The 23573-nt window shown below is 63.5% G+C and carries 24 protein-coding genes and 1 tRNA gene; 18 read left to right on the forward strand and 7 right to left on the reverse strand.

Annotation, left to right across the window (positions count from 1 at the left end):
• Positions 1–271 precede the first annotated feature (271 nt).
• The 3 genes from phaP (at position 272) to AC1DQ3_RS21745 (ending at position 1395) form a co-directional block, all read left to right on the forward strand.
• Entirely contained in the window at positions 272–838 is a 567-nt protein-coding gene (gene phaP, locus AC1DQ3_RS21735) for a TIGR01841 family phasin (protein WP_477122307.1), read from the forward strand.
• A gap of 130 nt (positions 839–968) precedes the next feature.
• Complete coding sequence (locus AC1DQ3_RS21740) at positions 969–1181, forward strand: DUF6566 family protein (RefSeq protein ID WP_477122224.1); 213 nt, start codon at positions 969–971, stop codon at positions 1179–1181.
• 138 nt (positions 1182–1319) lie between these two features.
• A tRNA-Met gene (locus AC1DQ3_RS21745) sits at positions 1320–1395 on the forward strand.
• Between the two features lie 150 nt (positions 1396–1545).
• Here the strand turns inward: AC1DQ3_RS21745 and AC1DQ3_RS21750 are convergent.
• Entirely contained in the window at positions 1546–2196 is a 651-nt protein-coding gene (locus AC1DQ3_RS21750; RefSeq protein WP_477122225.1) for a TetR/AcrR family transcriptional regulator, read from the reverse strand.
• A gap of 212 nt (positions 2197–2408) precedes the next feature.
• Here AC1DQ3_RS21750 and AC1DQ3_RS21755 point away from each other — a divergent pair, with 212 nt between their 5' ends.
• From AC1DQ3_RS21755 to AC1DQ3_RS21765, 3 genes are all read left to right on the forward strand, one after another.
• Positions 2409–4034, forward strand: coding sequence for a flavin-containing monooxygenase (locus AC1DQ3_RS21755; RefSeq protein WP_477122226.1), 1626 nt, complete (start codon positions 2409–2411; stop codon positions 4032–4034).
• Positions 4035–4045: 11 nt separating this feature from the next.
• Positions 4046–4984, forward strand: coding sequence for an alpha/beta fold hydrolase (locus AC1DQ3_RS21760; protein WP_477122227.1), 939 nt, complete (start codon positions 4046–4048; stop codon positions 4982–4984).
• Positions 4985–5083: 99 nt separating this feature from the next.
• Complete coding sequence (locus tag AC1DQ3_RS21765) at positions 5084–5344, forward strand: hypothetical protein (protein ID WP_477122228.1); 261 nt, start codon at positions 5084–5086, stop codon at positions 5342–5344.
• A gap of 4 nt (positions 5345–5348) precedes the next feature.
• On the opposite strand, the gene AC1DQ3_RS21770 is transcribed toward AC1DQ3_RS21765, so the two are convergent.
• Complete coding sequence (locus AC1DQ3_RS21770) at positions 5349–6251, reverse strand: MFS transporter (RefSeq protein WP_477122229.1); 903 nt, start codon at positions 6249–6251, stop codon at positions 5349–5351.
• Between the two features lie 353 nt (positions 6252–6604).
• Here AC1DQ3_RS21770 and AC1DQ3_RS21775 point away from each other — a divergent pair, with 353 nt between their 5' ends.
• The gene (locus AC1DQ3_RS21775; RefSeq protein ID WP_477122230.1) at positions 6605–8032 is read left to right on the forward strand and encodes a DUF1254 domain-containing protein; all 1428 of its coding nucleotides are present in this window, start codon (positions 6605–6607) and stop codon (positions 8030–8032) included.
• Positions 8033–8127: 95 nt separating this feature from the next.
• Here AC1DQ3_RS21775 and AC1DQ3_RS21780 read toward each other — a convergent pair whose 3' ends face one another.
• Together AC1DQ3_RS21780 and AC1DQ3_RS21785 are read right to left on the reverse strand one after the other, a co-directional pair.
• Entirely contained in the window at positions 8128–10230 is a 2103-nt protein-coding gene (locus AC1DQ3_RS21780; protein WP_477122231.1) for a TonB-dependent receptor family protein, read from the reverse strand.
• A 284-nt stretch (positions 10231–10514) separates the two neighbouring features.
• On the reverse strand, positions 10515–10640 hold the full coding sequence (locus AC1DQ3_RS21785; RefSeq protein WP_477122232.1) for a hypothetical protein: 126 nt from the start codon (positions 10638–10640) through the stop codon (positions 10515–10517).
• 44 nt (positions 10641–10684) lie between these two features.
• On the opposite strand from AC1DQ3_RS21785, the gene AC1DQ3_RS21790 reads away from it, so the two are divergent.
• The 10 genes from AC1DQ3_RS21790 to AC1DQ3_RS21835 all read left to right on the forward strand — a co-directional run bounded on the left by AC1DQ3_RS21790 (position 10685) and on the right by AC1DQ3_RS21835 (position 20244).
• The gene (locus AC1DQ3_RS21790) at positions 10685–11629 is read left to right on the forward strand and encodes a LysR family transcriptional regulator (RefSeq protein ID WP_477122233.1); all 945 of its coding nucleotides are present in this window, start codon (positions 10685–10687) and stop codon (positions 11627–11629) included.
• A gap of 145 nt (positions 11630–11774) precedes the next feature.
• Positions 11775–12449 carry a response regulator transcription factor gene (locus tag AC1DQ3_RS21795; protein ID WP_477122234.1) on the forward strand — a complete coding sequence of 225 codons (675 nt, stop codon included), beginning with the start codon at positions 11775–11777 and terminating at the stop codon, positions 12447–12449.
• On the forward strand, positions 12430–13902 hold the full coding sequence (locus AC1DQ3_RS21800) for a sensor histidine kinase (RefSeq protein WP_477122235.1): 1473 nt from the start codon (positions 12430–12432) through the stop codon (positions 13900–13902). Before AC1DQ3_RS21795 ends, AC1DQ3_RS21800 begins: the two co-directional genes overlap by 20 nt.
• A gap of 153 nt (positions 13903–14055) precedes the next feature.
• Positions 14056–14445 (forward strand): PepSY domain-containing protein, encoded by a 390-nt coding sequence (locus AC1DQ3_RS21805; RefSeq protein ID WP_477122236.1) that lies wholly within the window; start codon positions 14056–14058, stop codon positions 14443–14445.
• Positions 14446–14483: 38 nt separating this feature from the next.
• Positions 14484–15092 (forward strand): DedA family protein, encoded by a 609-nt coding sequence (locus AC1DQ3_RS21810; protein ID WP_477122237.1) that lies wholly within the window; start codon positions 14484–14486, stop codon positions 15090–15092.
• A gap of 76 nt (positions 15093–15168) precedes the next feature.
• Positions 15169–15753, forward strand: a complete 585-nt coding sequence (locus tag AC1DQ3_RS21815) for a hypothetical protein (RefSeq protein WP_477122238.1) — start codon at positions 15169–15171, stop codon at positions 15751–15753.
• Between the two features lie 10 nt (positions 15754–15763).
• The gene (locus AC1DQ3_RS21820) at positions 15764–16429 is read left to right on the forward strand and encodes an ABC transporter ATP-binding protein (protein ID WP_477122239.1); all 666 of its coding nucleotides are present in this window, start codon (positions 15764–15766) and stop codon (positions 16427–16429) included.
• The gene (locus tag AC1DQ3_RS21825) at positions 16422–17099 is read left to right on the forward strand and encodes an ABC transporter ATP-binding protein (protein WP_477122240.1); all 678 of its coding nucleotides are present in this window, start codon (positions 16422–16424) and stop codon (positions 17097–17099) included. The genes AC1DQ3_RS21820 and AC1DQ3_RS21825 overlap by 8 nt, the downstream gene beginning before the upstream one ends.
• A complete protein-coding gene (locus tag AC1DQ3_RS21830; protein ID WP_477122241.1) occupies positions 17096–19747 on the forward strand; it encodes an ABC transporter permease in 2652 nt (883 codons plus the stop codon). Before AC1DQ3_RS21825 ends, AC1DQ3_RS21830 begins: the two co-directional genes overlap by 4 nt.
• A gap of 206 nt (positions 19748–19953) precedes the next feature.
• The gene (locus AC1DQ3_RS21835) at positions 19954–20244 is read left to right on the forward strand and encodes a hypothetical protein (protein ID WP_477122242.1); all 291 of its coding nucleotides are present in this window, start codon (positions 19954–19956) and stop codon (positions 20242–20244) included.
• Positions 20245–20451: 207 nt separating this feature from the next.
• Here AC1DQ3_RS21835 and AC1DQ3_RS21840 read toward each other — a convergent pair whose 3' ends face one another.
• From AC1DQ3_RS21840 to AC1DQ3_RS21850, 3 genes are all read right to left on the reverse strand, one after another.
• On the reverse strand, positions 20452–21609 hold the full coding sequence (locus tag AC1DQ3_RS21840; RefSeq protein ID WP_477122243.1) for a glycosyltransferase family 4 protein: 1158 nt from the start codon (positions 21607–21609) through the stop codon (positions 20452–20454).
• Positions 21596–22348, reverse strand: coding sequence for a polysaccharide deacetylase family protein (locus AC1DQ3_RS21845; RefSeq protein WP_477122244.1), 753 nt, complete (start codon positions 22346–22348; stop codon positions 21596–21598). The genes AC1DQ3_RS21840 and AC1DQ3_RS21845 overlap by 14 nt, the downstream gene beginning before the upstream one ends.
• Positions 22349–22628: 280 nt before the next feature.
• A complete protein-coding gene (locus tag AC1DQ3_RS21850; protein WP_477122245.1) occupies positions 22629–22973 on the reverse strand; it encodes a hypothetical protein in 345 nt (114 codons plus the stop codon).
• 128 nt (positions 22974–23101) lie between these two features.
• Here AC1DQ3_RS21850 and AC1DQ3_RS21855 point away from each other — a divergent pair, with 128 nt between their 5' ends.
• A complete protein-coding gene (locus AC1DQ3_RS21855) occupies positions 23102–23572 on the forward strand; it encodes an Lrp/AsnC family transcriptional regulator (protein WP_477122246.1) in 471 nt (156 codons plus the stop codon).
• Position 23573 lies beyond the last annotated feature (1 nt).

Raw genomic sequence — 23573 nt, forward strand, 5'->3', positions numbered from 1 at the left:
AACCACCAACCACCCCTTCCCATCCCGAACAGGACCGTGAAACGACTCCACGCCGATGATAGTGCGGATACCCGTGTGAAAGTAGGTAATCGCCAGGCTCTCCCTTGAAACCCCCCAGTACGAAAGTACTGGGGGGTTTTGCTTTTGCAGCGGCGAAAATGCTATCCATCACGCTCGCGGCTGGTTGGCGAACATCGGCTGTGTCATGGCTTTGACATCGGGACAGCCTACCTTTGCATGGTGTCGAACCCAACCCTATGGAGAGAGCAGCATGGACTTCACCCCGGAGCAAGTCGCGGCAGCCCATAAAGCCAATGTGGAGACGCTGTTTGGCTTGACCACCAAAGCCTTCGACGGCGTGGAAAAGCTGGTCGAGCTGAATCTGCACATGGTCAAGACGACGTTCGCCGAGAACATGGACAACGCCAGGAAGGCCCTCGACGCGAAGGACGCCCAGGAAGTCCTGGCCATCCATGCGGCGCTGGTTCAGCCGATTGCCGAGAAGGCCCTGGCATATGGCCGCCAGGTGTACGACATCGCCGCGGAAACCCAGTCGGAATTCACCAAGGTCGCCGAAGCGCAACTGGCTGAAAATTCGAAGAAGGTCCAGGCACTGGTCGAGAGTTTCGCCAAGAATGCGCCCGCCGGCGCGGAGTCGACCGTGGCCATCGTGAAGTCCGCGATCAGCGCCGCCAACAACGCTTATGCGTCGGTCCAGAAGGCCACCAAGCAGGCCGTTGAAACCGCTGAAAACACCTTCCAGGCAGCAGCCGTTGCCACTGGCAAGGCCGTCGAGCAAGAAGGCTCCGCCGCATCCAGGAAGCCGACCGCTGCCTGATCCGTTCGGCAAGCGGCTGGAAAGCGGACCGGCCCCGGCCGGTTCGCATGTACAGCGTTGATGACGCCGGGCCGTCCGGGCGCCCGCGCGTGCTAGCATCCGTCGGAATGTAAGCGGAGCTAGGACGCAGATGGAAAGCGGCACCACGGAGTACAAGGGCTATGTCATCCACGTCTACTGCAAGACGATCAAGGACGGATTGCACATTGCGTCGTGCGCGATCTGGGAAGACGGGGCGGTTGTGCAGGATGCCAGGTCGATTGGCCGCAATCATGTCTCCCCCGCCGACGCGAAGAGGGCAGCCTATGAATGGGCGAAGCAGTGGATAGACAGTAATAGCTGAGCGCCTTTGGAGATACGCTCAAGGCAGGGGTGCGGCAGGCGCCGCTTGCTTATGCAAGCGGCCCGGTTCTCTTAGCACTTTTCAGTTCTTTTTGTATTAGGGGTATCCAGATGTTCTTTATCCGCGTATATTCTGTGTCGCGGGGTGGAGCAGTTGGCAGCTCGTCGGGCTCATAACCCGAAGGTCGCAGGTTCAAGTCCTGCCCCCGCAACCAATTCCAAAAGCCCGTCCGGTTCACACCGCACGGGCTTTTTTCTTGCCAAGCCCGCGTACGCGCGCCAGGCGAAATCTCCTTTGCCCGTCGCCGATGGCGATCGCACTGGCCGCCATGCGGCCATTCCGGAGAACGGCATCATCACCGCCGTCAATCCTGTTTCGCCTGGATATTCAGCAGTGCCATCCCTGTCTGCGTCATATAGGGCGAGAACAGGCTCATCACCTGCGACGCCCCCCAGCTGATGTGTTCGCGCTTGATGGAATCAATGCCATGGCGGGAGCGGAGATAGTCGATCCAATAGGTAGAGACGATCCAGGTGTTGACAACCAGTTGATCGAGTTGCTCGGGCGTTGCATGCAGGAGTCCCGCGAATTCCATGCAACCGAACACGCGGCGGACATGGTGCTGCCCGTCGTTGGCCAGCAACTCGCTGCGTGAGCGCAAGGCGGGTGCGAGGCTGCGGATGGAGGCCGCGTCGCGATAAAAGAAACGCCACTCCCACATCAGGCTGAACCAGCCGCTCAAATAGTCCGCGAAACGGCCGGGTTCATCACCTCGCGCCAGATCCGCCACTGAGGTTTCGCGTAGCGCACGCTCGAATTCATCGAACAGGGCCTCGAGAATCTGCTCCTTCCGGTGGAAGTGATAGTAAAGGTTGCCCTCCTGGATGCCGACTGCCGACGCGATCTCCGCCGTTGTCACGACAACCGGGCCGCGTTCGTTGAACAGGCTCAGGCAGGTTTCAAGAATGCGCTCGCGCGTTTTGGGGCGCCGGACCGGCGCGCCTTCCATCGTCATGGTCGGCAACTCCTCTTATGCTCCGTTATCTGCATGTTTGCCATCGCAGATCCTTAGGGGTAAGCCCGGGATCTGGCAATCCCGGTTGATTAATTAGGGTGAACACCCTAGTCTAGTCAGATAACGGCACGGATGCACCGTGAGAATTTGGCGCGGGAAGCTTCCGGCTCGGTTTGGTCAACTTGGTCAACTTGGTCAACTGGAGACGATCGATGCTATCAGGCAACGCGGAACACCGGCATTCCCAGGGTCAGGCCGGCAGGGCGGCCGAAGCGTCGCAGGCAGGGCGCCAGGAGGCGCACGCCGCAAGCGAGAGTGCCGCACAGCACATCGACGTACTTGTCGTGGGCGCGGGGCTTTCCGGTATTTGCGCGGGCTATCACCTGCAAGCCAGTTGCCCCGGGAAGCGCTTCGCCATCCTGGAAGGGCGCGACGCGATCGGTGGCACCTGGGACCTCTTTCGCTATCCCGGCGTGCGCTCGGACTCGGACATGTACACGCTCGGCTTCAGCTTCCGCCCATGGCGAAGCGAAAAGTCGATCGCCGACGGCGACTCCATACTGGACTATATCCGGGAGACTGCCAGGGAGTTCGGCATCGAGCAGCATATCCGCTTTGGCCACCGCGTCACGCGGGCGTCGTGGTCGACCGAAACCGCAAGCTGGTCCGTCGACGCAACGGTTGGCCCACAAGGCACCCCCGTGCGCTTTACCTGCAAGTTTCTTTATCTGTGCAGCGGCTACTACGATTACGCCGACGGCTATATGCCAGGCTGGCCGGGCATGGAACGCTTCGGCGGCAAGATCGTGCATCCGCAGCACTGGCCATCGGACCTGGCGTATGACGGCAAGCGCGTGGTCGTGATCGGCAGCGGCGCGACGGCGGTCACGCTGCTGCCGGCGATGGCGGATCGCGCGGCCCATGTGACCATGCTGCAGCGCTCGCCGACCTACATCGTGGCGCGGCCGTCCAGCGATGCCGTCTCCGCATGGCTGCAGCGGCGTCTGCCGGCGGGCATGGCGCATCGTGTCACGCGCTGGAAGAACGTGCTGCTGGGCATGTATTTCTACAATCTCTCCCGCAAGAAGCCGGACGTGGTCAAGCAGAAAATCCTCCGGGGCGTGCGCGCGCAGCTCGGCCCGGACTACGATATCGACAAGCATTTCACGCCGTCCTACAAGCCTTGGGACCAGCGGCTCTGCCTTGTGCCGGACTCCGATCTCTTCAAGTCCATCCGCGCCGGCAAGGCTTCGGTCGTCACCGACCGGATCGAATCATTCACCGAGACCGGACTGCAGTTGCGCTCCGGCGAGCGGCTGGACGCCGATGTCATCGTGACGGCGACGGGGCTCCAGTTGCAAGTGGCGGGCGGCATGAAGATCGAGGTGGACGGTACCGCGGTGAACCCGGCGCAATCCTTTATGTACAAGGGCATGATGTACAGCGATATGCCCAACCTGGCGGTCGCCATGGGCTATGTCAATGCCTCCTGGACGCTGAAGGCGGAATTGTCGTCGACCTATGTGTGCCGCCTGCTCAATCATATGGACGCGCATGGCCACGCGTGGTGCGCGCCGCGCCGCACGGATCCGGCTTCCGGCGAGGCGTCGTCGCTGTCGCTGACCTCAGGCTATGTCCAGCGTGCCAGCAACATCCTGCCCAAGCAGGGTTCGAAGCGGCCGTGGAAGGTCCATCAGAACTACTTGTTCGACCTGATGGCCCTGAAGTTCGGCAAGGTGGCAGACAGCGAGATGGCTTTCGGCCGCGCCGGCGCGGCTGCCATGCGGTCCGGTCCGGCGGTAGCTGCCGGCATGGCGGCCGACTCCGTTAACGGTTGAAGGGACAGACAATGGCCATACTGATTGCCTGCGTTGCCATCGGCGGCATCGTTCTGCTTGGGCTGGTGGCATTTACCGGCCTGATTGCGCGCAAGGTGGAAAAGGCGCTGCCGCCCAAGGGCAAGTTCATCGAGATCGATGGCGCCCGGCTTCATTACATCGACAAGGGCGAGGGCCCTGTCATCGTCATGGTGCACGGGCTGGGCGGGCAGACCGGGAATTTCTCCTACTCGATGCTGGAGCGGCTGACCAGCCGGTTCCGGGTCATCCTGGTCGACCGGCCCGGCTCGGGTTATTCGACCAGGCCAGAGGCGATGTCGGCCCGGCTGAGCGTGCAAAGCGGGGTCGTGGCCAAGTTCATCCGGGCGCTCGGCCTGGAGAATCCCTTGCTGGTGGGGCATTCCCTGGGCGGCGCGGTGGCTCTGGGCGTTGCGCTCGATTATCCAGGCGCGGTTGGTGGCCTGGCCCTGATCGCGCCGCTGACGCATCCTGTCGAGGGCGTGCCGCCGATGTTCCGCGCGCTATCGATCTCGTCCGCAACGTTGCGCCGCGCCATCGCGTGGACATGGGCGATACCCAGGTCCATCCTTCGCGGGCGGGCAATGCTCGAGATGGTGTTCAGCCCCGATCGGCCGCCCAGGGATTTTGCGACCGCGGGTGGCGGGCTGCTCGGCCTGCGGCCCGGCAGTTTCTATGCCGCGTCCTCCGATATGGTCAGCGTGGAGGAAGACCTGCCCGGCATGGCGCAGCGCTACGCATCGCTGACGCTGCCGATCAGCATCCTGTACGGAACCGCCGACGCCGTGCTCGACTGGCAGGCGCACGGCAAGGCGATGAAGGACAAGTTGCCGGCGCTGGAGCTGGAACTCGTGCCGGGTGGGCATATGCTGCCGGTCACGATTCCGGATCAGGCTGCGGCCTGGGTCACAGCGGCTGCCGCGCGGATCTGACGTCGGCGCCACCGGGTCCGGCTGGCCCCGGGCCACCCCCCGGAGCGATTGCGCCGCGTCGATCATGCTAGGATCCGATCTCCGATTCAACGTGAGCGAATGATGTCGACTGCCTTCCTGATACACAATCCAGCCCCGTCCGAGGATGGCGAACTCATCGGCTTCTCCATCGTGGCAGACGGCGTTGCCAGTAGCGGCTTTGTGTCGCGCGCGGCGCTCGACGCGCTGGCCCAGGGCCAGATCGGCAGCCACCTGGGTATTTTTGAGAGGAATCTTGGCCGCATACAGGAAGCGGCCTGGATGAAATGGTCAGCGGATCGTTCGCTGAACCCCTTGATGCTGGAAGAACATGACTTCTGACAGGTCAGGCTTGTGAGAACGTGCGGACGAGCTTGCTCTTGAGCGGCCAGGGGGCTGCCGTGGCGGTGTAGCCATTCACCCGGTTCACCGCAGCGACCGCTGCGCCACGGCGACCAGGGCCACGCCAACGCAGGCGAAGGCTAGCAGCGCGAAGAGATTGCTCACCGCAATCAACTGCGCCTGCTGGTCGATCAGTGCCGACCAGCGTGCCAGCGTAGCGGCATCGGCGCCGTCGGGCAGGTCGAACGGGGTGATCCGGGCCACCAGTTGCGTGCGCGCCAATGCCTCGCCGTACTGGAGCCAGAGGCTGGCCAGGCCGATAGGACGCGAGCACCAGCAGCATCGCCGCGGCCGACATACCGGCCTGGACGACGAAGATCATCCGCCAGCTCGCATCCTCTACCAGCACCGCGGAGATCCACGGGGCCAGGGCCGCCAGGCCCATGCCGCCGGAAATGAAGCCGAGGAAGAGTGGCCGGCGCTCTTCGCGGGCCGCCGCCAACTGGATGATGATGCGCGAGGCGGTGAACAAGCCGCCGGCGCCGAGGCCCTGCACAGCGCGCGCCAGGCTCAGTTCGAGCGGCGTATTGCAAACGGCGCACAGCGCGGCGCCGACGGTGGCGATGGCCAGGCCGAGCAGGGTGTAGCCGCGATAGCTGATGTCTTGCGCGATACGCCGCAGCACCAGGTTGGCGACCGTGGCCGCGGCGGCATAGGACGTGAGGCTCCAGAGAAAGTCCTCCGGCGAGGCGTGGATGCCGCCCCGGATATGGGTGCCCGCAACGCCCATCATGGCTGACGCCACAAAATCCACGCCGGCGGCGCAGCCCAGCGTAAACGCAAAGAGACAGACCTGCGCCCGCGACAGATCGGGGTGCTTGCCCAACATCGCACTGCCACTTGCCATGACGGGGTTCTCCGGAGGGGCATCCACGCCACCCGACGCGCCGGGATGACGGCTGGCTTTCCCAGTATCGGCTAAATGAGCGGGGCGCCCAAGCCGAACATCCAGGGCGCGTCATGCTGCCCCGGGAGATTTCCGTTCAAGGTAATGTCATTATAAAATTGCCATCAGCCGATTCAATCAGCCGATTCATATTGGTTCGCTTCCCCGCATTACTTGTCGTTGTCTAATTGACAAGTCCGGTCCTCCGGGACATCATCGCCCTGGGAAAAATAAACGCACCTCTGTGCATGGATATCGCCCGTTCGTCGGCGATAACGCGTGGAAGGTTGCCAGTCCGACGGGGATCCGGGGCCATGATGATTTCGCTACGCCGAATGACGAGTGCGCTTGCGCTCGGGTTGCTGTTGTCCGCCTGTGCCACGGGCCCACAATCGACCGCCGTGCCGCAGGCAGCCTCCTCGTTGCCATCCGATGCGGCCAACAAGGCCTTGTCGGCCGAGGTCTTTGTCTACGCTTATCCATTGGTGCTGATGGATGTCACGCGCGAAGTCATGACAGCGCGCACGCCCGTCAATACGTTCTCTCACAAGCGCAGCTTCCCGGACGCCACCTTTACCGATGTCGTCAGTCCGAACGCCGATACGCTTTACTCGACGGCATGGCTGGACTTGTCCGAAGAGCCGGTGATCCTGTCGCTGCCCGACACGCACGGGCGCTATTACCTGATGCCACTGATGGACGCGTGGACCAATGTCATCGCCTCCCCGGGCAAGCGCACCACCGGCACCAGGAAGGCGGTGTTTGCCGTGACCGGTCCCCGCTGGAGCGGCACCTTGCCGCCAGACGTAAGGGAAATCCGTGCGCCCACGAACATGGTGTGGCTGATCGGCCGTACCCAGACCAACGGCAAGCAAGACTATGCGGCGGTCCGCCACTTGCAGGACCAGTATCGGCTGATGCCGCTCTCGGCATGGTTGCGCGACGGCAAGGCGCGGCCCAAGGCTACGCAGGCGAGCTTGCCCGAAGCGGCTGCGGTGGATGTCGAGACGCCGCCGGTGGAGCAGGTGGCAGCCATGGACGCGCAGGCGTTCTTCACGCGTTTTGCCGCGCTCCTGCCGGCTAATCCGCCCGCGGCGGCGGACGCCGCCATGGTGGAGTCGATCAAGAAGCTTGGCATCGTCCCGGGCATGCCATTTTCCGTGACCGCGATGGAACCCTCGACGGAGCGTGCCGTGCAGGAGGGGGCCACGACCGCCCTGGCGGGCATTGCCGCCGCGGCCAAGCGCGGCGACGGCAAGGCAGGGAGCGGTTGGACCGTGCATCGCGATCTCGGCAGCTACGGCACGGCCTATGGCAAGCGCGCGCTGGTGGCCTGGGTGGGACTGGGCGCCAACCTGCCGGAGGATGCGCTCTACGCGACCTCGCGCGTGGATGCCACCGGCCAGCCGCTGAACGGCGCGAACCGCTACGTGATGCATTTAAAAAAAGGCCAGATGCCGCCGGGCGATGCCTTCTGGTCATTGACCCTTTACAACAACAAGCAGGCCTTTGTCGCCAACCCTATTGGCCGTTATGCCATCGGCGACCGCGACAAGCTCAGGTATAACCGCGACGGCTCGCTCGATATCCATATCCAGAACGCACGCCCGCCGGGCAATCAAGCGGCCAACTGGCTGCCGGCACCGCCGGATGCCTTCAACCTGATGCTGCGCGTGTACTGGCCCGAGCGCGCAATGCTGGACGGCACATGGAACCCCCCCGCTGTGGAGCAGGTGAATTGATTGCCGGCCGGAACCAGCAACCAGAACGAAGAAACCCGCCTCGGCGGGTTTTTTCATGAGGATGCCAGCGGTCGGCCTCGCCTGCACCAGCCGGATCAGAACCTGTATTTGATGCYGGCATAGAGCGCGCGGCCGGTGCCGGGGTAGAAGACTGCGGTGTTGGCGGTCCGGGCGTCGGTCACGGTGCTGAAGTCGCTCACATAGCGCTTGTTGCCGAGGTTGCGCGCGTCGAGGAAGACCGTCACGCCGCGCTGGAAGTCATAGCTGGCTTGCAGGCCAAACAACACGTAGCCGGGCGCGCGCAACGTGTTGGCGTAGTCGACATAGGCGCCGCCCGGTACCCAGTCGATGGTGCCGGCCACGCGCAGCCCGGCCGCGCGGCTGTAGGCGATGGTGGTGCGCAGCACGTGCTCGGGCACGCCGGCGATGCGGTTGTTGCCATACTGCGGATCGTTGTCGAAGCGGAAGTCGCTGTAGTTCCACAGTTGCGACAGCGTGAGCTTGTCGCCCGAGCCGAACAGGTTTTGCAGCACGTCGCCCGAGACGCCCAGCTCCACGCCTTGCAAGGTGGTGCGGTTGGCGTTGAAGGTGGCGGCAGGGATATTGGGGTTGGTGGTGTATTGCAGCAGTTGGTCGCGGACCAGCGAACGATATGCCGTCACGTCCCAGGAGAATCGCTCGCGCTTGCCGCGCGTGCCCAGCTCCAGTGTCCAGCCGTGCTGGGCGCTCAGCGGCACGAAGCGGGTGGTGCTGGCGAAGGTCTGGGTCAAGTCGGAGAAGTCGGGTACGTCCGCGCTGCGCGTCATGTCGGCAAACGCCTGCACGTCGCGGACCGGCTCCCATAGCACGCCGAACTTGGGGTTCACGCCGTTATACGTGACGCTATCGGACTTGGCCGTGGGGTTGGCCGGCAGGCCGCCGTAATCGTGGTAGTTGCGGACATTGCGATAAGCCTTGGCGCCTGCCATCAGTGCGACGGTGGGCGTTATGTAAAGGCGGTTTTCGAGGTAGGCCTCGTAGTTGTATGCGTCTTGCGCCGCGTTGAGCGTCTGGGCGCCACGGTTGCCCGCGTTGTTGATGTCCTGGCGCGCATCGTTGTTGCCGCCGAAGAAGCGGGCGCCGGCGATGAGCTGGTTGCGCAAGCCGCCGATGGTCTGCGTGCCGGTGTAGCGCGGGGCGAAGCCATAAGTCCAGTAGTCCTGGTCGATGACCTGGAAGATCGGGTGATACAGGCTCTTGTGGATGACCCAGGTGGTGAAATCGAGCTGGCCGCTGTCCAGCTTGACAGTGGTCACGTTGGCAATGCGCTCGGTGCGCGTATTGCGCGCCTGGTCGCCGGCCACGGCGGCGGGTGCGGCTTTCGTCGGATCGTTCAGCGCATCGGACAGCGACAGCGTGCCGGGCAGCTTCTGGTCGACGATGTAGGCGCCGAGGTAGAAGCGGGTTTCCACCGCCGGGCTGAAGCGGTAGCCGAAGTTGGCATTGAACTGTTCGTACTGGCCACGCTCATGATTGCGGAAACCATCCGAGTGATTGACGCTCAGGTTGGCCAGGAAATCGAAGGCACCGATCTGGCGCGAGACTTGGCCGCTGGCGCGTGCCGTACCGAAGCTGCCGCCATCCACGCGCACCTGGTCGGGCGCTTCGGCGGTCAGTGCGGTGGGTGTGGTGAAGTTGATCGCGCCGCCCAGCGTGGTGCTGCCGTAGGCCAGCCCGTTGCCGCCCTTGTAGACTTCCGCCGCGCTCAAGGCGAGGGGGTCGATCTGATAGAAATCGCCGCTGCCATCCGCGAAGTTGGTGGGAATGCCGTCCTGCAGGATTTCCAGGCCACGCGTGTGATAGCCGCGCGCAATGCCAGAGCCGCGGATGGATAGCCGCAGTTCCTGGCCATAGCGCTCCTGCACATAGATGCCGGGCGCATCCTTGAGGACGTCGCGCAGGTTGCTGGCGTAGGTGTCGCTATAGGACGCAGCGTCGACGAAGCCGACCGAGCCAGCCGTCTGGTCCAGCAACTGCTTTTGCTGCAGCACATTTGGCATGGTCAGCGAGCCGGGGGCCTTGGCTGTCACGGTCGCTGTCGGCAAAGTGACAGCCGTATCTGTTGGTGCGGGGCTGGCGGCCTGCGCCAGCGCGGCGCTGGTGAATGCCACGGCGGGCAGGGCGGCGGCGCGCCGCTTCCAGTGTATGGCTCGTTTCATATCTTCTCTTGGCTTGAGACGCTAGACCTGCTTTGGGCCGCGCCCTTTTCGTCGTGCTTGAACAACCGCGTACGATACGGAAGACTACGTAGCGCGCGCTATGTGACACAGTGCCGCATTCAGTGCGAAAGGGTATTTTTTGCCCGGCGGAAAACAAAACAACCAACTGTCCGGCATGCATTGCACACCGGAAGGTTGGCTGACGTATTTGCTAATTCGATTTCTGTTTCATTCGAATTCTGCTCGCTCAGGCCGCCTGGCTCGCGCAATCGACGCAAGCCGTGTCATTTCCATGGCCGGCTGCGCCCTTGTTGCCGCGCGCCAGTTCGAAATACCGCGCCAGGTCCAGCTGAATCCAGCGTAAAATGAATCAAGCGATAAAATTTGATCAATGTATGAATCAGTTTCATATCATCTCGTCCGAAGGCAATTCGACGCAGCGCAGGAGCAAACCGTGATCGAAGTCAGGCATCTGCGCTCGCTGGTGGCCATTGCCGAGTCCGGCAAGCTGGCCACGGCCGCCGAGCGCGTGCATGTGAGCCAGTCGGCGCTGTCCCACCAGATCAAGGGCGTCGAGTCGCACTACGGCCTGCCGCTATTCGACCGTACCCGCCAGGGCCTGCGTTTCACGCCGGCCGGCGAACGGCTGCTGGCGCTGGCGCGCGAGACGCTGGCGGCCATCAGCACGGCCGAACGCGACCTCGCCCGGCTCAAGGGCGACACGCGCGGGGAGTTGCGCATCGTGCTGGAGTGCCATACCTGCTTCGACTGGCTGATGCCCGTGATGGATGAGTTCCGCCGGCGTTGGCCGGAAGTGGAAGTGGACCTCGTGGCGGGTTTCCACGCCGATCCATTGGCCTTGCTGGCCGAGGGCCGCACCGACATGGTCATCGGCTCGCTGCCGCCGGCCAAGCGCGGGCTGGCGGTGGCGCCGCTGTTTCGCTTCGAGATCCTGGCGGTGATCGCCAACGAGCACCGGCTGCGCAACAAGCGCCGCATCGAGGCGGCCGACCTGGCCGGCGAAACCCTGATCACCTACCCGGTGCCGGAGCAGCGCATCGACCTGATCCGCGAAGTGCTGGAGCCGGCCGGCATCAAGCTGCAGCGGCGCACGGCCGAACTGACGGTGGCGGTGCTGCAGCTGGTGGCCAGCCGCCGAGGCGTGGCCGCGCTGCCCAACTGGGGCGTGAAGAACTACGTTGACCACGACTACGTGCTGGCCAAGCGGATCGGTCCCAAGGGCTTGTGGAGCGAGCTTTATGCGACCACGCCGGCGGCACTGGCGGAGCGGCCTTATGTGCGCGATTTTGTTTCTATCGTGCGCGATACCTGTGCCGCGGAACTGGACGGGATCGAACTGCTGCCGGAGAGCGGGGCGGCCTTGACGCATGCTGCTTGAACATCGCGCGACAGCTAGCAATACTGCGAAGAGAAGGCTGACACGCTGGGTCTGGGAACTTGTCGGTTCGACCGCCACGCCACACGGCTACTAAAGCCGTGAAAGCGCCTTTTTTGCGATGCTCGGCGAGCAAGGGATGGATGGCATGCGCGTTCTCGTCGTTGAAGATGACAGAAAGATCGGCTCGTTTGTCAGCAAGGCGCTGCAGCAGGCCGGCTTTACGGTGGATTTCGCGGAGGATGGCGCGAGCGGGCTGAATCTTGCGCTCACTGCCCCGTACGACGCGGCCATCATCGATATCATGCTGCCTCGCCTGGATGGCTTGTCGCTGATCGAGACACTGCGCCGCCAGAAGGTGCCTACGCCGGTCATCATCCTCAGCGCCAAGCGCTCCGTCGACGACCGCGTCAAAGGCCTCCAGACCGGCGGCGACGACTACCTGACAAAGCCCTTTGCGCTGGCCGAGTTGCTGGCGCGCGTCCAAGCGTTGATTCGTCGTGCAACCGGGGCCACCGAACCGGCCCGGCTGATCGTGGCTGAACTGGTTCTTGACCTGCCCTCCCGCGAAGTGACACGGAATGGGCAAAAACTCGATTTGCAGCCGCGTGAACTCTCCCTCCTCGAATACCTGATGCGCAATGTCAGCCGTCCCGTCTCCAAGATGATGATTCTGGAGCACATCTGGGACTACAGCTTTGACCCCCAGACCAATGTCGTCGACGTCCTGGTCTGCCGTCTGCGCAATAAGGTCGATCGCGGCTTTCCCGTGAAGATGATTCACACCATCCGGGGCGTTGGCTATGTTCTCAAGGGTCCTTGATTTTTTTCGCAAGGGGCTCGGTGTACGGATCGCGCTCTGGTACTCGGTATTCTTCATTCTCAGTACCCTTTCGCTTTTTGTGCTTGCCTATGTCCTGCTGGCTTCCTCCCTGCGCCAGCAGGATCGCGACAGTATCGAGCAGAGGCTTCATCAGCTTGCGGCCGAGTATCAGGCGGAGGATCTCGCCGGGCTCAGGAAGGAACTCGCACTGGAAACGAGGCTGCGAAAGACGAAGCCCTTTTTCATCCGCATTGCCGGCCCGGCCAATACCACGGTCTTCCTCGAGATTCCCGATCAGTGGGCGCAGTACGACCTGACCCGTCTGGAGCACATGCCTCCGGCTGGGCCCGGCGACTTGATCCAGTTGCCGACAAAAGACGACGAGGCGGTGCTGGAGATCGCCAGCCGGCGCCTTCCCGACGGAGGGCAACTGCAAGTCGGTAAAAGCACGGAGGAGCGCGACAGCGTACTGGAGCGGTTCGGGTGGATTGTCGGGGGAGTCATGATCCCGATGGTGATCGTTGGCGTGCTCGGCGGAGCCTTCCTCGCGCGGCGTTCCCTGCAGCCGGTTCGCCAACTCATCCAGACCGTGCGTGCGATCGAGTCGGGGGCGATGGAAACGCGGGTGTCGCTGCGCAAAACCGGCGACGAGCTGGACGAACTCGGGGCGCTGTTCAACGGCATGCTCGACAAGATCGAGGCCCTGATCCAGGGCATGCGCAACGCACTCGACAACGTTGCCCACGATTTGCGTACGCCGCTGGCGCGCTTGCGCGGCACCGCAGAAATCGCCCTTCGCTCGGAGCGTGATCCGGCCGTTTTCCGGGAGGCGCTGGCGGACTGCGTGGAGGAATCGGATCAGTTGCTACAGATGCTGAACACCTTGATGGACATTGCCGAGGCGGAAACCGGCATGCTCAAATTGCACCTGGAACCCGTCAGCATCCCGGCCCTGCTGGGCGATGTGGCTGATCTCTATCAACTGGTGGCCGAAGAAAAAGCGATCACGGTCTCGGTCACAGCGCCGCAGGCGATCTGGTTGACGGCCGACCGCAACCGCCTGCGCCAGGTCATGGCAAACCTGCTGGATAACGCCATCAAATACACCCCGGCAGGTGGGCGAGTCGAGATGGAAGCCGACACGCTGCGGAATCAGGATGCGGTCGTAATCCGCGTCACGGACACCGGCAGCGGCATGACGCCCGACGAACTGCCGAACATCTGGGAGCGCCTCTATCGCGGGGATCGCAGCCGCTCGCAGCGCGGCTTGGGGCTGGGACTGAGCCTGGTGAAGGCTGTCGTAGGCGCGCACCAGGGCCGGGTCGAGGCTTCAAGCCAGCCAGGGAGGGGTTCCGTCTTTACGCTGACGTTTCCTCTCGTCGGCACCGGCGACACCCCCATCGGCGACACCTCAGATCTTGCCGGCGATCAGTCGACCCTTACCAAGCTGTAATGTTGCGGAAAGGAGCCAGCAAGATTCAGGCACCAACATGGACGCCGTGGGCGCGCGAGCCGATTCCCCGCGCGGCGCCAGGATGCCGCGAACGGCGTTCGCATCGACTCGACATCGCAACGCAAACGCAAACGCTTTACGCAAGAGGTAGTGATGAGCGGGAAACAATGCACAGGCCTGGTATTTGGAGCACTCGCGCTGGCGTGTGGGCTGGTTGCCGCCGCCGACCCTGCTGGTAACGGGAAGTCGCATCACCCTGCCTATCAGTCCAGCATCCAGGTGCCGGACCGGGCAACGGGAGAGCGGGGCGAGGCGGCCAGACTCGCCACCCTGGCCAGGATCGATGCGACCCGGGCGACCACAGCTGCCCTGGCCAAGGTATCCGGCTCGCTGCTCAAGGTTGCTCTCGACAACGAGAATGGCAACCTCGTGTATAGCGTGGAGATCAAGACCGCCAGCAATGAGATCAAGGACGTGAAGGTAGATGCCGGCAATGGCGCGGTCCTGCACGTGGAGGCCGCGGGCGAGGAAGAGGAGGAGTAGCCCGCCCCCGATGGGGGCACCAGCATGCCAAGGACGCCATGCGCTGGTTCCAGTGCCCGGGCGTCCGCAACGAGCGCCTTGCCATGGATATCGCACGCTTGATTCAGGACTACGGCTACCTCGCGGTCGCCACGGGGACCTTTCTGGAAGGGGAAACCATTCTCATCATGGCCGGCGTTGCCGCTTATCGCGGCCATCTCGCGTTGCCTACGGTGATAGTGGTCGGCACGCTTGCAAGTTTTCTCGGCGATCAGCTTTACTTTTATCTGGGTCGACGATACGGGACGGCACTCCTGGCACGCTTTCCGTCGATGGAATCACGCGCGGCGCGCGCCAAGGTTTTACTGGAGAGGCATCACCTTCCACTGATCCTGTCCATCCGCTTCCTCTATGGCCTGCGCATCGCCGGGCCGGTTGCGATCGGGATGAGCGCGGTGCCATGGTTTCGATTCCTGATTCTCAACCTGACGGGCGCCGTGGTCTGGGCATTTGTCATTGCCGGCGCGGGCTATGGTTTCGGCCAGGGGCTGGCGTATCTGCTGGCCGATTTTGACCGCGACGAGGCTTGGGTGCTGGCCGCGATCGTGCTCTGCGGATCGCTGTGGTGGCTATTCGCGCGCCGTAGATATCCTGCGCGCCGAGGCTAGTAGCACGGCCTGTCGCTCCCTGAGGACGGTCGCGCAGTGGGCACGTGAGTCAGGATTGAACAGGGGAGGAACCACCATGCGGCATAGCCTCAGCCACTATCCGCGGCTTGCTGCAATGGCCGCCGTTACGTTGGCAGCCCTGATCGGCAGCGTTCCAGTTGTGTGCGCGCCAGCCATGGCCGCGGAACGACCGGCCGCGCCGGAGAAAAACCCGCCGGGCGACATCCCCGACAACCAGGTGTTCGTCACCTATACGTCGCCACTAGGCTTCTCGCTCAAGGTGCCGGAGGGGTGGGCGCGCACGGAACGCCACGACGGGACAAGCTTCGCGGATAAATACAACGCGGTTTCCGTCACCGTGGCTTCCGTTTCCGCGGCACCCCCCGCCGGTCAGGAGGCCGCGAATCTGCTCAAGGCCGGGCGAGCGGTCAAGATTGAGGCCGTCAGGAACGTGATGCTTCGCTCCGGTCCGGCGCTCTTGATCGTGTACACCTCGAATTCCGAGCCGAACCCCGTCACGAACAAGCCAGTGCGCCTGGAGAGCCATCGCTACCTGATCTACCGCAGCGGGAGATCAGCCACCCTCGACCTCGCTGCGCCGCTCGGAGCCGACAATGCCGACCAATGGAATCTCATGTCGAGTTCATTCCAGTGGCGCTGAAGCGCGGCTGTTGGAAGCGTTTGAACTCTATCGCTTTTACCATAACGGCGACGACGAGACGGCGGCATTGCGCGGCGTGTCACTGCGGCTCCACGCCGGGGAATTCGTCGCCCTGACCGGGCCGTCCGGGAGTGGAAAGTCCACGCTACTGGCCTGCATCGCTGGGTTGGACGAACCGGATGGCGGGTATGTCGAGGTGATGGGGTGCCGTATGTCGCGGCGGCCCGAGGCCGTCCGCGCCGCCTTGCGGGCGCGGTACATCGGCATCCTGATGCAATCGGGAAACCTGTTTGAACACCTGACGGTGGAGGCCAATGTGCGGTTGGCGATGTCATTGTCAACACAGTCCGACAGGCGCACGGTCAGGCGCACGGTCGACCTCTTGCTGGAGACCATGGACCTTACCCTGCAGCGCCGGGCGTGCCCCTCGCAACTGTCGGGCGGCGAGGCGGCGCGCGCGGGCCTGGCGGTTGCCTTGTCGTCGCATCCCAGGGTACTGCTGGCGGACGAGCCCACGGCGGAAGTCGACGCGACCACCGAAGCCGTTATCCTGGCCCACCTGGTGGAACGATGCCGCGCAGGGATGGCAGTCCTGATCGCGACACATAGCGAGGCGCTCGCGGCGCATGCCGACCATGTGCTCGGCGTGCGGGATGGGCGGATCGCCGATGCCTGACAGCCTGATCGAGGCCCAATCTGTGAGCCGGTGCTATCTGCAAGGCGAGGTATCCATCGCCGCGGTCGCCTCGGCCACATTCCGCCTGTGCGCGGCAGACCGGGTTGCGCTTGTCGGCAGGTCCGGTAGCGGCAAGTCGACGCTGTTGCATCTCATGGCCGGCCTCGACGTGCCGACGAGCGGCGTGCTCAGATGGCCCGCGCTAGGCGCCGCCGAAACCCTCCTGCCCGAGAAGATCGCGTTGGTGTTTCAGGCACCGAGCTTGCTGGACCCGTTGACGGTCGGTGAGAACGTGGCCTTGCCGCTGCTCATGGCCAGGACGCAAGGCGACATCGGCAGGGCGGTGGCGGATGCACTTGCCACCTTCGGCCTGGCGGACCTGGCCTACAAGCTGCCCGAGGCGCTTGCCGGTGGCCAGATGCAGCGTGTCGCCATGGCACGGGCGATTGTCGGCACGCCCAGAGTGATCCTGGCCGACGAGCCGACTGGCCAGCTGGATCAGCCGACCGGCCGAGCCTTGCTCGATGCCTTGCTTGCCCACCTGAACGGCACCGCAACGGCACTCGTCATCGCCACCCATGACCCGGCGGTCGCCGCACGCATGGACAAGATCTGGCACATGCAGCGCGGCACGCTGGTCGACACGAGCAGCACGAAAGGTTGCCTATGATCACGCTCTGGCTTGTCGGGCTCATCGCGGAGCGCAAGGGTCGCCTTGCGGGCGCTGCAGCGGGCATTGCACTCACCGTCGCGCTGTTAGCCTCGCTTGGCGCATTCCTGTCCCTGAGCACCACTTCCATGACGCGCCGCGCGATCGCGGGGGTACCAGTTGACTGGCAGGTGCAACTGGCACCAGCAGCGGCCATCCAGCCGGTTACCGCAGCCATCGGCGAAATCATGGCAGTTTCCTTGTTGCAAACGGTCGGCTATGCCGATGTGGACGGCTTCGACGCCCATACCGGCGCCACTGTGCAGACCACCGGCAAAGGCAAGGTGCTCGGCATCCATGTGGCCTATTTCCATGATGCTCCGGCGCAGTTCCGTATGTTGCTCGGCAGCCCGGATGGCGTGCTCGTTGCACAGCAAACGGCGGCCAACCTGAATGTCGCGGTCGGCGATACGGTGACCATCCATCGGGCCGGCCTTGCGCCAGCCGATATCAGGGTCGCCGGGATTGTCGACCTGCCGCATGCCGACTCGATGTTCCAGGCGGTCGGTGTTCCGGCAGGGGCCGCACCGCAGGCGCCGCCGGATAACGTTCTGCTGATGCCCATCGACGCGTGGCACCGCTTATTTGACCCTCAGGCGGCCATCAGGCCGGACTCGGTTCATATTCAACTGCACGTCCGGTTCTTGCACGATCGGCTTCCGGGCGATCCGCAGGCAGCTTTTGTAGCCGCGCGCGGTGGGTCACGGAACCTTGAGGCGCGCATCGCGGGCAATGGGATCGTGGCAGACAATCTGGCGGCCCGGCTCGACGCCGTGCGCGGAGACGCGCTGTACGCCAGCGTTCTGTTTCTGTTCCTCGGCGCACCGGGCGCCCTGCTGGCGGCTTTTTTGACGATGGCCGTGGTGGCGTCCGGCGCCGGCCGGCGCCGGCGCGATCAGGCGCTGTTGCGAATGCGTGGGGCCTCGCGGGCACAAATCCTTAAGCTGGCGGCGGTCGAAGCGGCGTGCGCCGGGGTGGTCGGCACGACGGCTGGACTGCTCCTGGCCACGCTCTTGTCCGAGGCGCTGCTCGACACCAATATTTTCGCCGCGCCAGCTATCGGCTGGCTGGCCGCGGCTGTCCTGGCGGGCGGATTCCTTGCCCCCGCTGCCATGCTTGCGGTGGCATGGAACGATGCCAGTCGCACAACCGTGGCCGCCGCGCGGATGACAATGGGCCACGATCGCCCCCAACTCTGGCAGCGCTGCCGCCTCGATCTCATTCTGCTGGCCTTGTCCGCCATCACGTACTGGAACACCTGGCGCACAGGCTACCAGGTGGTGCTGGCTCCCGAAGGTACCCCGTCATCCTCGGTCGACTACGCGGCGTTCCTCGCACCGGTTTTGCTATGGCTGGGTCTTGGACTGCTGACGGTCAGATTGTGCCTGGCCGGCCTGGATCGCGGCCGCGAGCGCCTGGCCAGGTGGCTGGTGCCCCTGGCCGGGTCTCTGGCAGGTGTCGTTGCGGCGGCCCTCAGCCGGCAGCGCAGACGAATGACGCAGGGGATCGCCCTGGTTGCGCTGGCCTTCGCCTTCGCGATATCGACCGCTGTCTTCAACGCAACCTACAACGCGCAGGCACGCGTGGATGCCGAACTCACTAACGGCGCGGACGTGGCCGTCACCGGTACTTCGCAGGCACCCGCATCGGCCAGGCTAAAGGAGCTAGATGCGTTGCCTGGCGTGATTGCCGCACAACCGATGCAGCACCGGTTTGCCTATGTCGGCACGGACCTGCAAGACCTGTACGGCATAGACGCCGCGCATATCGGGGGCGCGACGAGGATGTCGAATGCATACTTCGAGAGTGGGAATGCGAAGGAAACGCTGGCGCTGCTCGCGCGAACTCCTGACGGCATTCTCGTTTCGGAGGAAACCGTCAAGGACTTCCAACTGCATCCGGGAGACCAGTTCAACCTGCGGATGCAGAGCGCTAAGGATCATCAGTATCACGTCGTGAAGTTCCACTTCATTGGCGTCGTTCGAGAATTCCCAACGGCGCCGCGCGATTCCTTTCTGGTGGCCAACGCGCGTTACATTGCGCAGCAAACGCATACCGTTGCGGCCGAGGTGGTGCTGCTGAAGGCGTCAGCGCCCGCGCAAGTTGCGCTGGCTGCACGGGCCGTTGTTGCCACGCTGCCGGGGGCCAAGGTGACCGACGTTGGCCAGGCCCAGCGCGTCATTGAGTCCAGCCTGACCGCGGTGAATCTCGCCGGACTGACGCGGCTGGAACTCGGATTCGCCGTTCTCATGGTGGCCGGTGCGACCGGCCTTGTTCTTGCCCTGGGCCTGGCGGACCGCAGGCGCACCTTCGCCATTCTTTCAGCCCTTGGTGCGACACCGGCGCAACTTGGCGCCTTTCTCTGGAGCGAGGCGCTATTGCTCTTTGTGGCCGGGACCAGCATTGGAACCCTGACGGGTTTTGCGCTTGCCTGGATGCTGGTCAAGCTTTTGACGGGAGCGTTCGACCCCCCGCCCGAGCTTCTCAGTGTGCCGTGGCTCTACCTGGGCGCGCTGGTCGCCGTGGCGCTGGCCTCGGTCGTCTTCGCCGTGCTGGGCGCCCTTAAGGAGACGCACATCCCAGCGGTACAACGGATGCGCGAGTTGTGACATTGACCGAGGTGCGATCGGGCCGAGCGAGACCCGGTATCCCGCGCCGGCGGAGGCCGGCATTCTTCAAGGCGCGCTTCTCGGTTGCAGAACTTACGGATTGTCACGAGTCGGGGGTCAACGGCGGCTCGGCGAATACCGTTTTTGCTTGTAAGCGCGGCGTATTGCCGAGCCGTTGATATCACGATTCTTATGGAGTTCATGCCATGAAAAAGCTATTTGCTGCTCTCGCGTCTGCCGCGCTCGTCACGACCGTGTTCGCGCAGACTGGCGTTCCTGCTTCGGCGGCCCATCCGCAGGGCGAGACGACCAGGAACCAGGCCAAGGCCGACAAGGAAAAGCACGTCGCGCAGCCAAAGGCCAGCAAGACGAACGTCAAGGCAACCCATGATGCAAAGAAGGCGCAGGCCAAGGCGGACAAGGCAAAAGTCGATGGACAAGCTGACTCAGACAAGGCTGCAGCCAGTGCCCACGCCGATAAGGCCAATAAGCAATAAGCAATAAGCAATAAGCAATAAGCAATAAGCAATAAGCAGTTCCCGCGCGAAGGACGGGAGGCTACGTTGCCCGGCCGAAGGCCATTGCGACAATGCTCGAGCGCGGGAGTTTTGGGAAGAGGCCGGCGGGCCGGCAGGCAAGCTGGGCCTCTTCGCTTTTTTGCAAAGCTGAATGGCTTGCTTCGCAGGACCTTCGCTGCCGCGAGATTATGTACCGCGCCGATGCCGCGCCGCGGACAGGCACTCCCGGTACAACTGAACGGTCTCGTGGCCGAGGTTCGTCAGCGAAAAGTTCGCCTTCACCCAGCGACGCCCGCGGCGTCCCATATGGGCCGCGCCTACCGGATCCATGGCTAATCTGGCCATCGCCCCGGCCAAGGCACCGGCATCGCGCGGTGGCACCAGAATGCCGTGCTCACCGTCGATAAAGGTCTCGGAGATACCGTCCACGGCTGTTGCAATCACCGGTTTGCCGCAGCCCATTGCCTCAAGGATGACCAGGCCCAGCGCTTCGGTGCCGACGGGCGGATGCACCAGCACGTCGATTCCCTGCATCAATGTCGCGATGTCATACGCGAACGGGTGGAAGTGCATGTGTCCGGTCAGGCCCAGGGTATCCGCCTCCTCGCGCAATTGCGGGATCAGTTCTCCATCGCCGACGCACAGGAAATGAGAACACGGATGTCGTGCAAGCACCTGCGCCGCAGCGTTGACGAAGTAGAACTGTCCTTTGCCGTCAGGCCGTTGTGCGCCGCCGAAAAGTGCGAATACATATGCATCCAGTGGTAGTCCCAGTGCGAGCCGCATGCGATGGCGCTGCATGGCAACTGCCCGGAAGCGCCCGGTGTCGATCCCGCAATAAATACGCCTGAGGTTCAGTGTGTGGTCGGGGTCCACAAGCAGCAGGGAAGCCTGTACCGCGTCGGATACCGCGATCACGCTGGAGTACGCGGCAAGGTATCGGCGCGTTCTTTCCTTGAGCTTCGTCATGAGATGGCGCGTCACAACCACCACCGCCGTGCGGCCTGACAGCATCCACGCCAGAATCGCCACCCAATAATCGCGCCCGTGGTGGGCGTGAATGATGTGTACCCGCTCCTCCCGGATGTATTGCGCCAGGATGGCGGGCCAAAGGATGCGATTGGCAACCAGGGCCCGGACCTTGAGCCCGTGCATTCCTTGCGCGGCGGCAATCCATCGTGCGGTAGCAGGAACTGCCAGCGTCACCTCGCAGCCCTCAAGTTCCAGTGCCTTGCAAAGGGATAGCGTGTGCGAATCCACTCCGCCCCCGTTGAGGAGGGAATTGAGGACTAGCACGCGCAATGGCGAGCTGGATGGCGCCACATTGGGCTCAACATGAATCATCGCCCTTTGTCTCCTTGCCTCGGCGGTCTTCATAGGCGGTGAACAGCTTCTGCAAGAATTGGCCGGCATGGGTGGAGCGCGCGACCGGCACCCTCGGAAGATCGAACAAGTCATAACCGGCAATGGCGCGACCGCGGTTCGTGGTCACAGCGCTATCGAAGCCAGCCTCGCGCACGAGATCCGAAATTGCCGTATCGAAGCGGCCGTAGGGATAGCAGAAGTGCCGAACCGGCACGCCCAGCGCACCCTCCAGCTCGTTCCTGGATCCTTCGATCTCTTCGCGAGCGCCGCCCCTGTTTAGCGATGTCAGGTCAGCATGCGTGCGCGTATGGGCGCCGACCTCCATGCCTGCGCGGCTCCATTCCCGAAGTTCCCCGATTGTCATCAGAGGCGTTTCAGGCACGCCGGTTGCGGCGTCCCAGAGGTTGGTCTTGCCAACCAGGCCGCTAACCGCGTAGCAGGTCGCGGTGAAGTTGAAACGCTGCAGCGCCGGCAGGGCGTGCTGAAGATTGTTTCGATAGCCGTCATCCAACGTGATGCCAGCAACCTTGCCCGCGCGCTCTCCGCGCAAGTAAGGCAACAGGTCGCTGATAGCCAAGCCCCGGAAGCCGAGCAACCGGAGCATTTGCATTTGCCAGGCAAAGTCACGTGGCGCGACGACGAGACCGCGCATTGGCGTGCCGCGCGGCGGTGGTGCGTCGATCTGGTGATACATCAGTATGGGGATGCGCGTCGTCATGCCTTATCTCGACTTTCCGGGCAGGAACACCGACCATCTTTCAGCGTAATCAGGAAGAATTAGCGCAGCCTTAGCGCTTGGCAATCTGGCCTGCGCTCTGGCGATGCTGGGCCGGCCGCTGGAGAAGAAAGCATTCCGCACCCGCTGCTGGCGGCGGGCCCGCCGGAAGCGCTCGGCACGCAGAAGGAGACCGGGCGGCGCCCGGCTTTGCTCTACCGGCTGCGGGAGCAGGCCGGGCTGGTTTATTTCACGCGGCGTTTCGAGCAGCGCGAACGCGCGCTCAGGCGAATGCCAGCGAGGATTCCATGGCATCCGGCCGCGCCGCAGCCACGCTGCGAGCGACAGGCGCGGCGATTTCCCGTACTTCAAGCACATCGGCGCCGTTCTCCAGCCGCTTGACGAACAGGTCCAGCAGGTTTGCATCGCAGGCGGCGACCGACAGCGTGAGCTGGTGGGGTGCCACGGTGTGGCCGAAGCGCATGTCCAGCAGACGCAGCCCGGTGCGGCGAGCGTTGGCAAGCGTCCATTCGATGGCGCCGAAGAGGTCGCTGCGTTCGAGTTGCAGGGCGAGGTTCAGGGTAGGCATGGCGTCGGCACCGGTGGTGGAGTCGGGGGTGAAGTTCATGCAGCAAATTTACCAGCGCGGCCTGAGAATGAGCTTCTTTATTACCTCCAGATTTGCGTTATTTGGAGATGAATCATCTATACATGATAGATTAACGGGTGAATTTGTCTATTTTTGTGACCAAAGCCATGGCAACCTCCCCGAAACTCGATGAAACGGACCGGCGCATCCTGCGTGCGCTGCGGCGCGAAGGCCGGCTCTCCAACCTCAAGCTCGCCGAGCAGGTTGGCTTGTCGCCCACGCCCTGCTGGAACCGCGTGCGGGCCTTGGAGGAAAGCGGGGTGATCGAGGGTTATGCGGCCCTGCTGAATCAGAAAGCACTTGGCTTGCCCGATACCGTGCTGATCGAAGTCACGCTGGACCGGCACGACGACGACATGCTGGACCGCTTCGGCGAAGCGCTGGCCGAGTTGCCGGAAGTGATGGAAGCCTATCTGCTCACCGGCGAATACGATTACCTGATCAAGGTGGCGGTGGCGGGCACCGAAGGCTATGAGGAATTCCTGCGCCACAAGCTCTACAAGCTGCCGGGCTTGCGGCACAGCCATTCCACCTTCGTGCTGCGTTGCATGAAGCGGGAGCCGTCGGTAGCGCCCTGAG

Source organism: Cupriavidus sp. 01T418 (genome assembly GCF_056398885.1).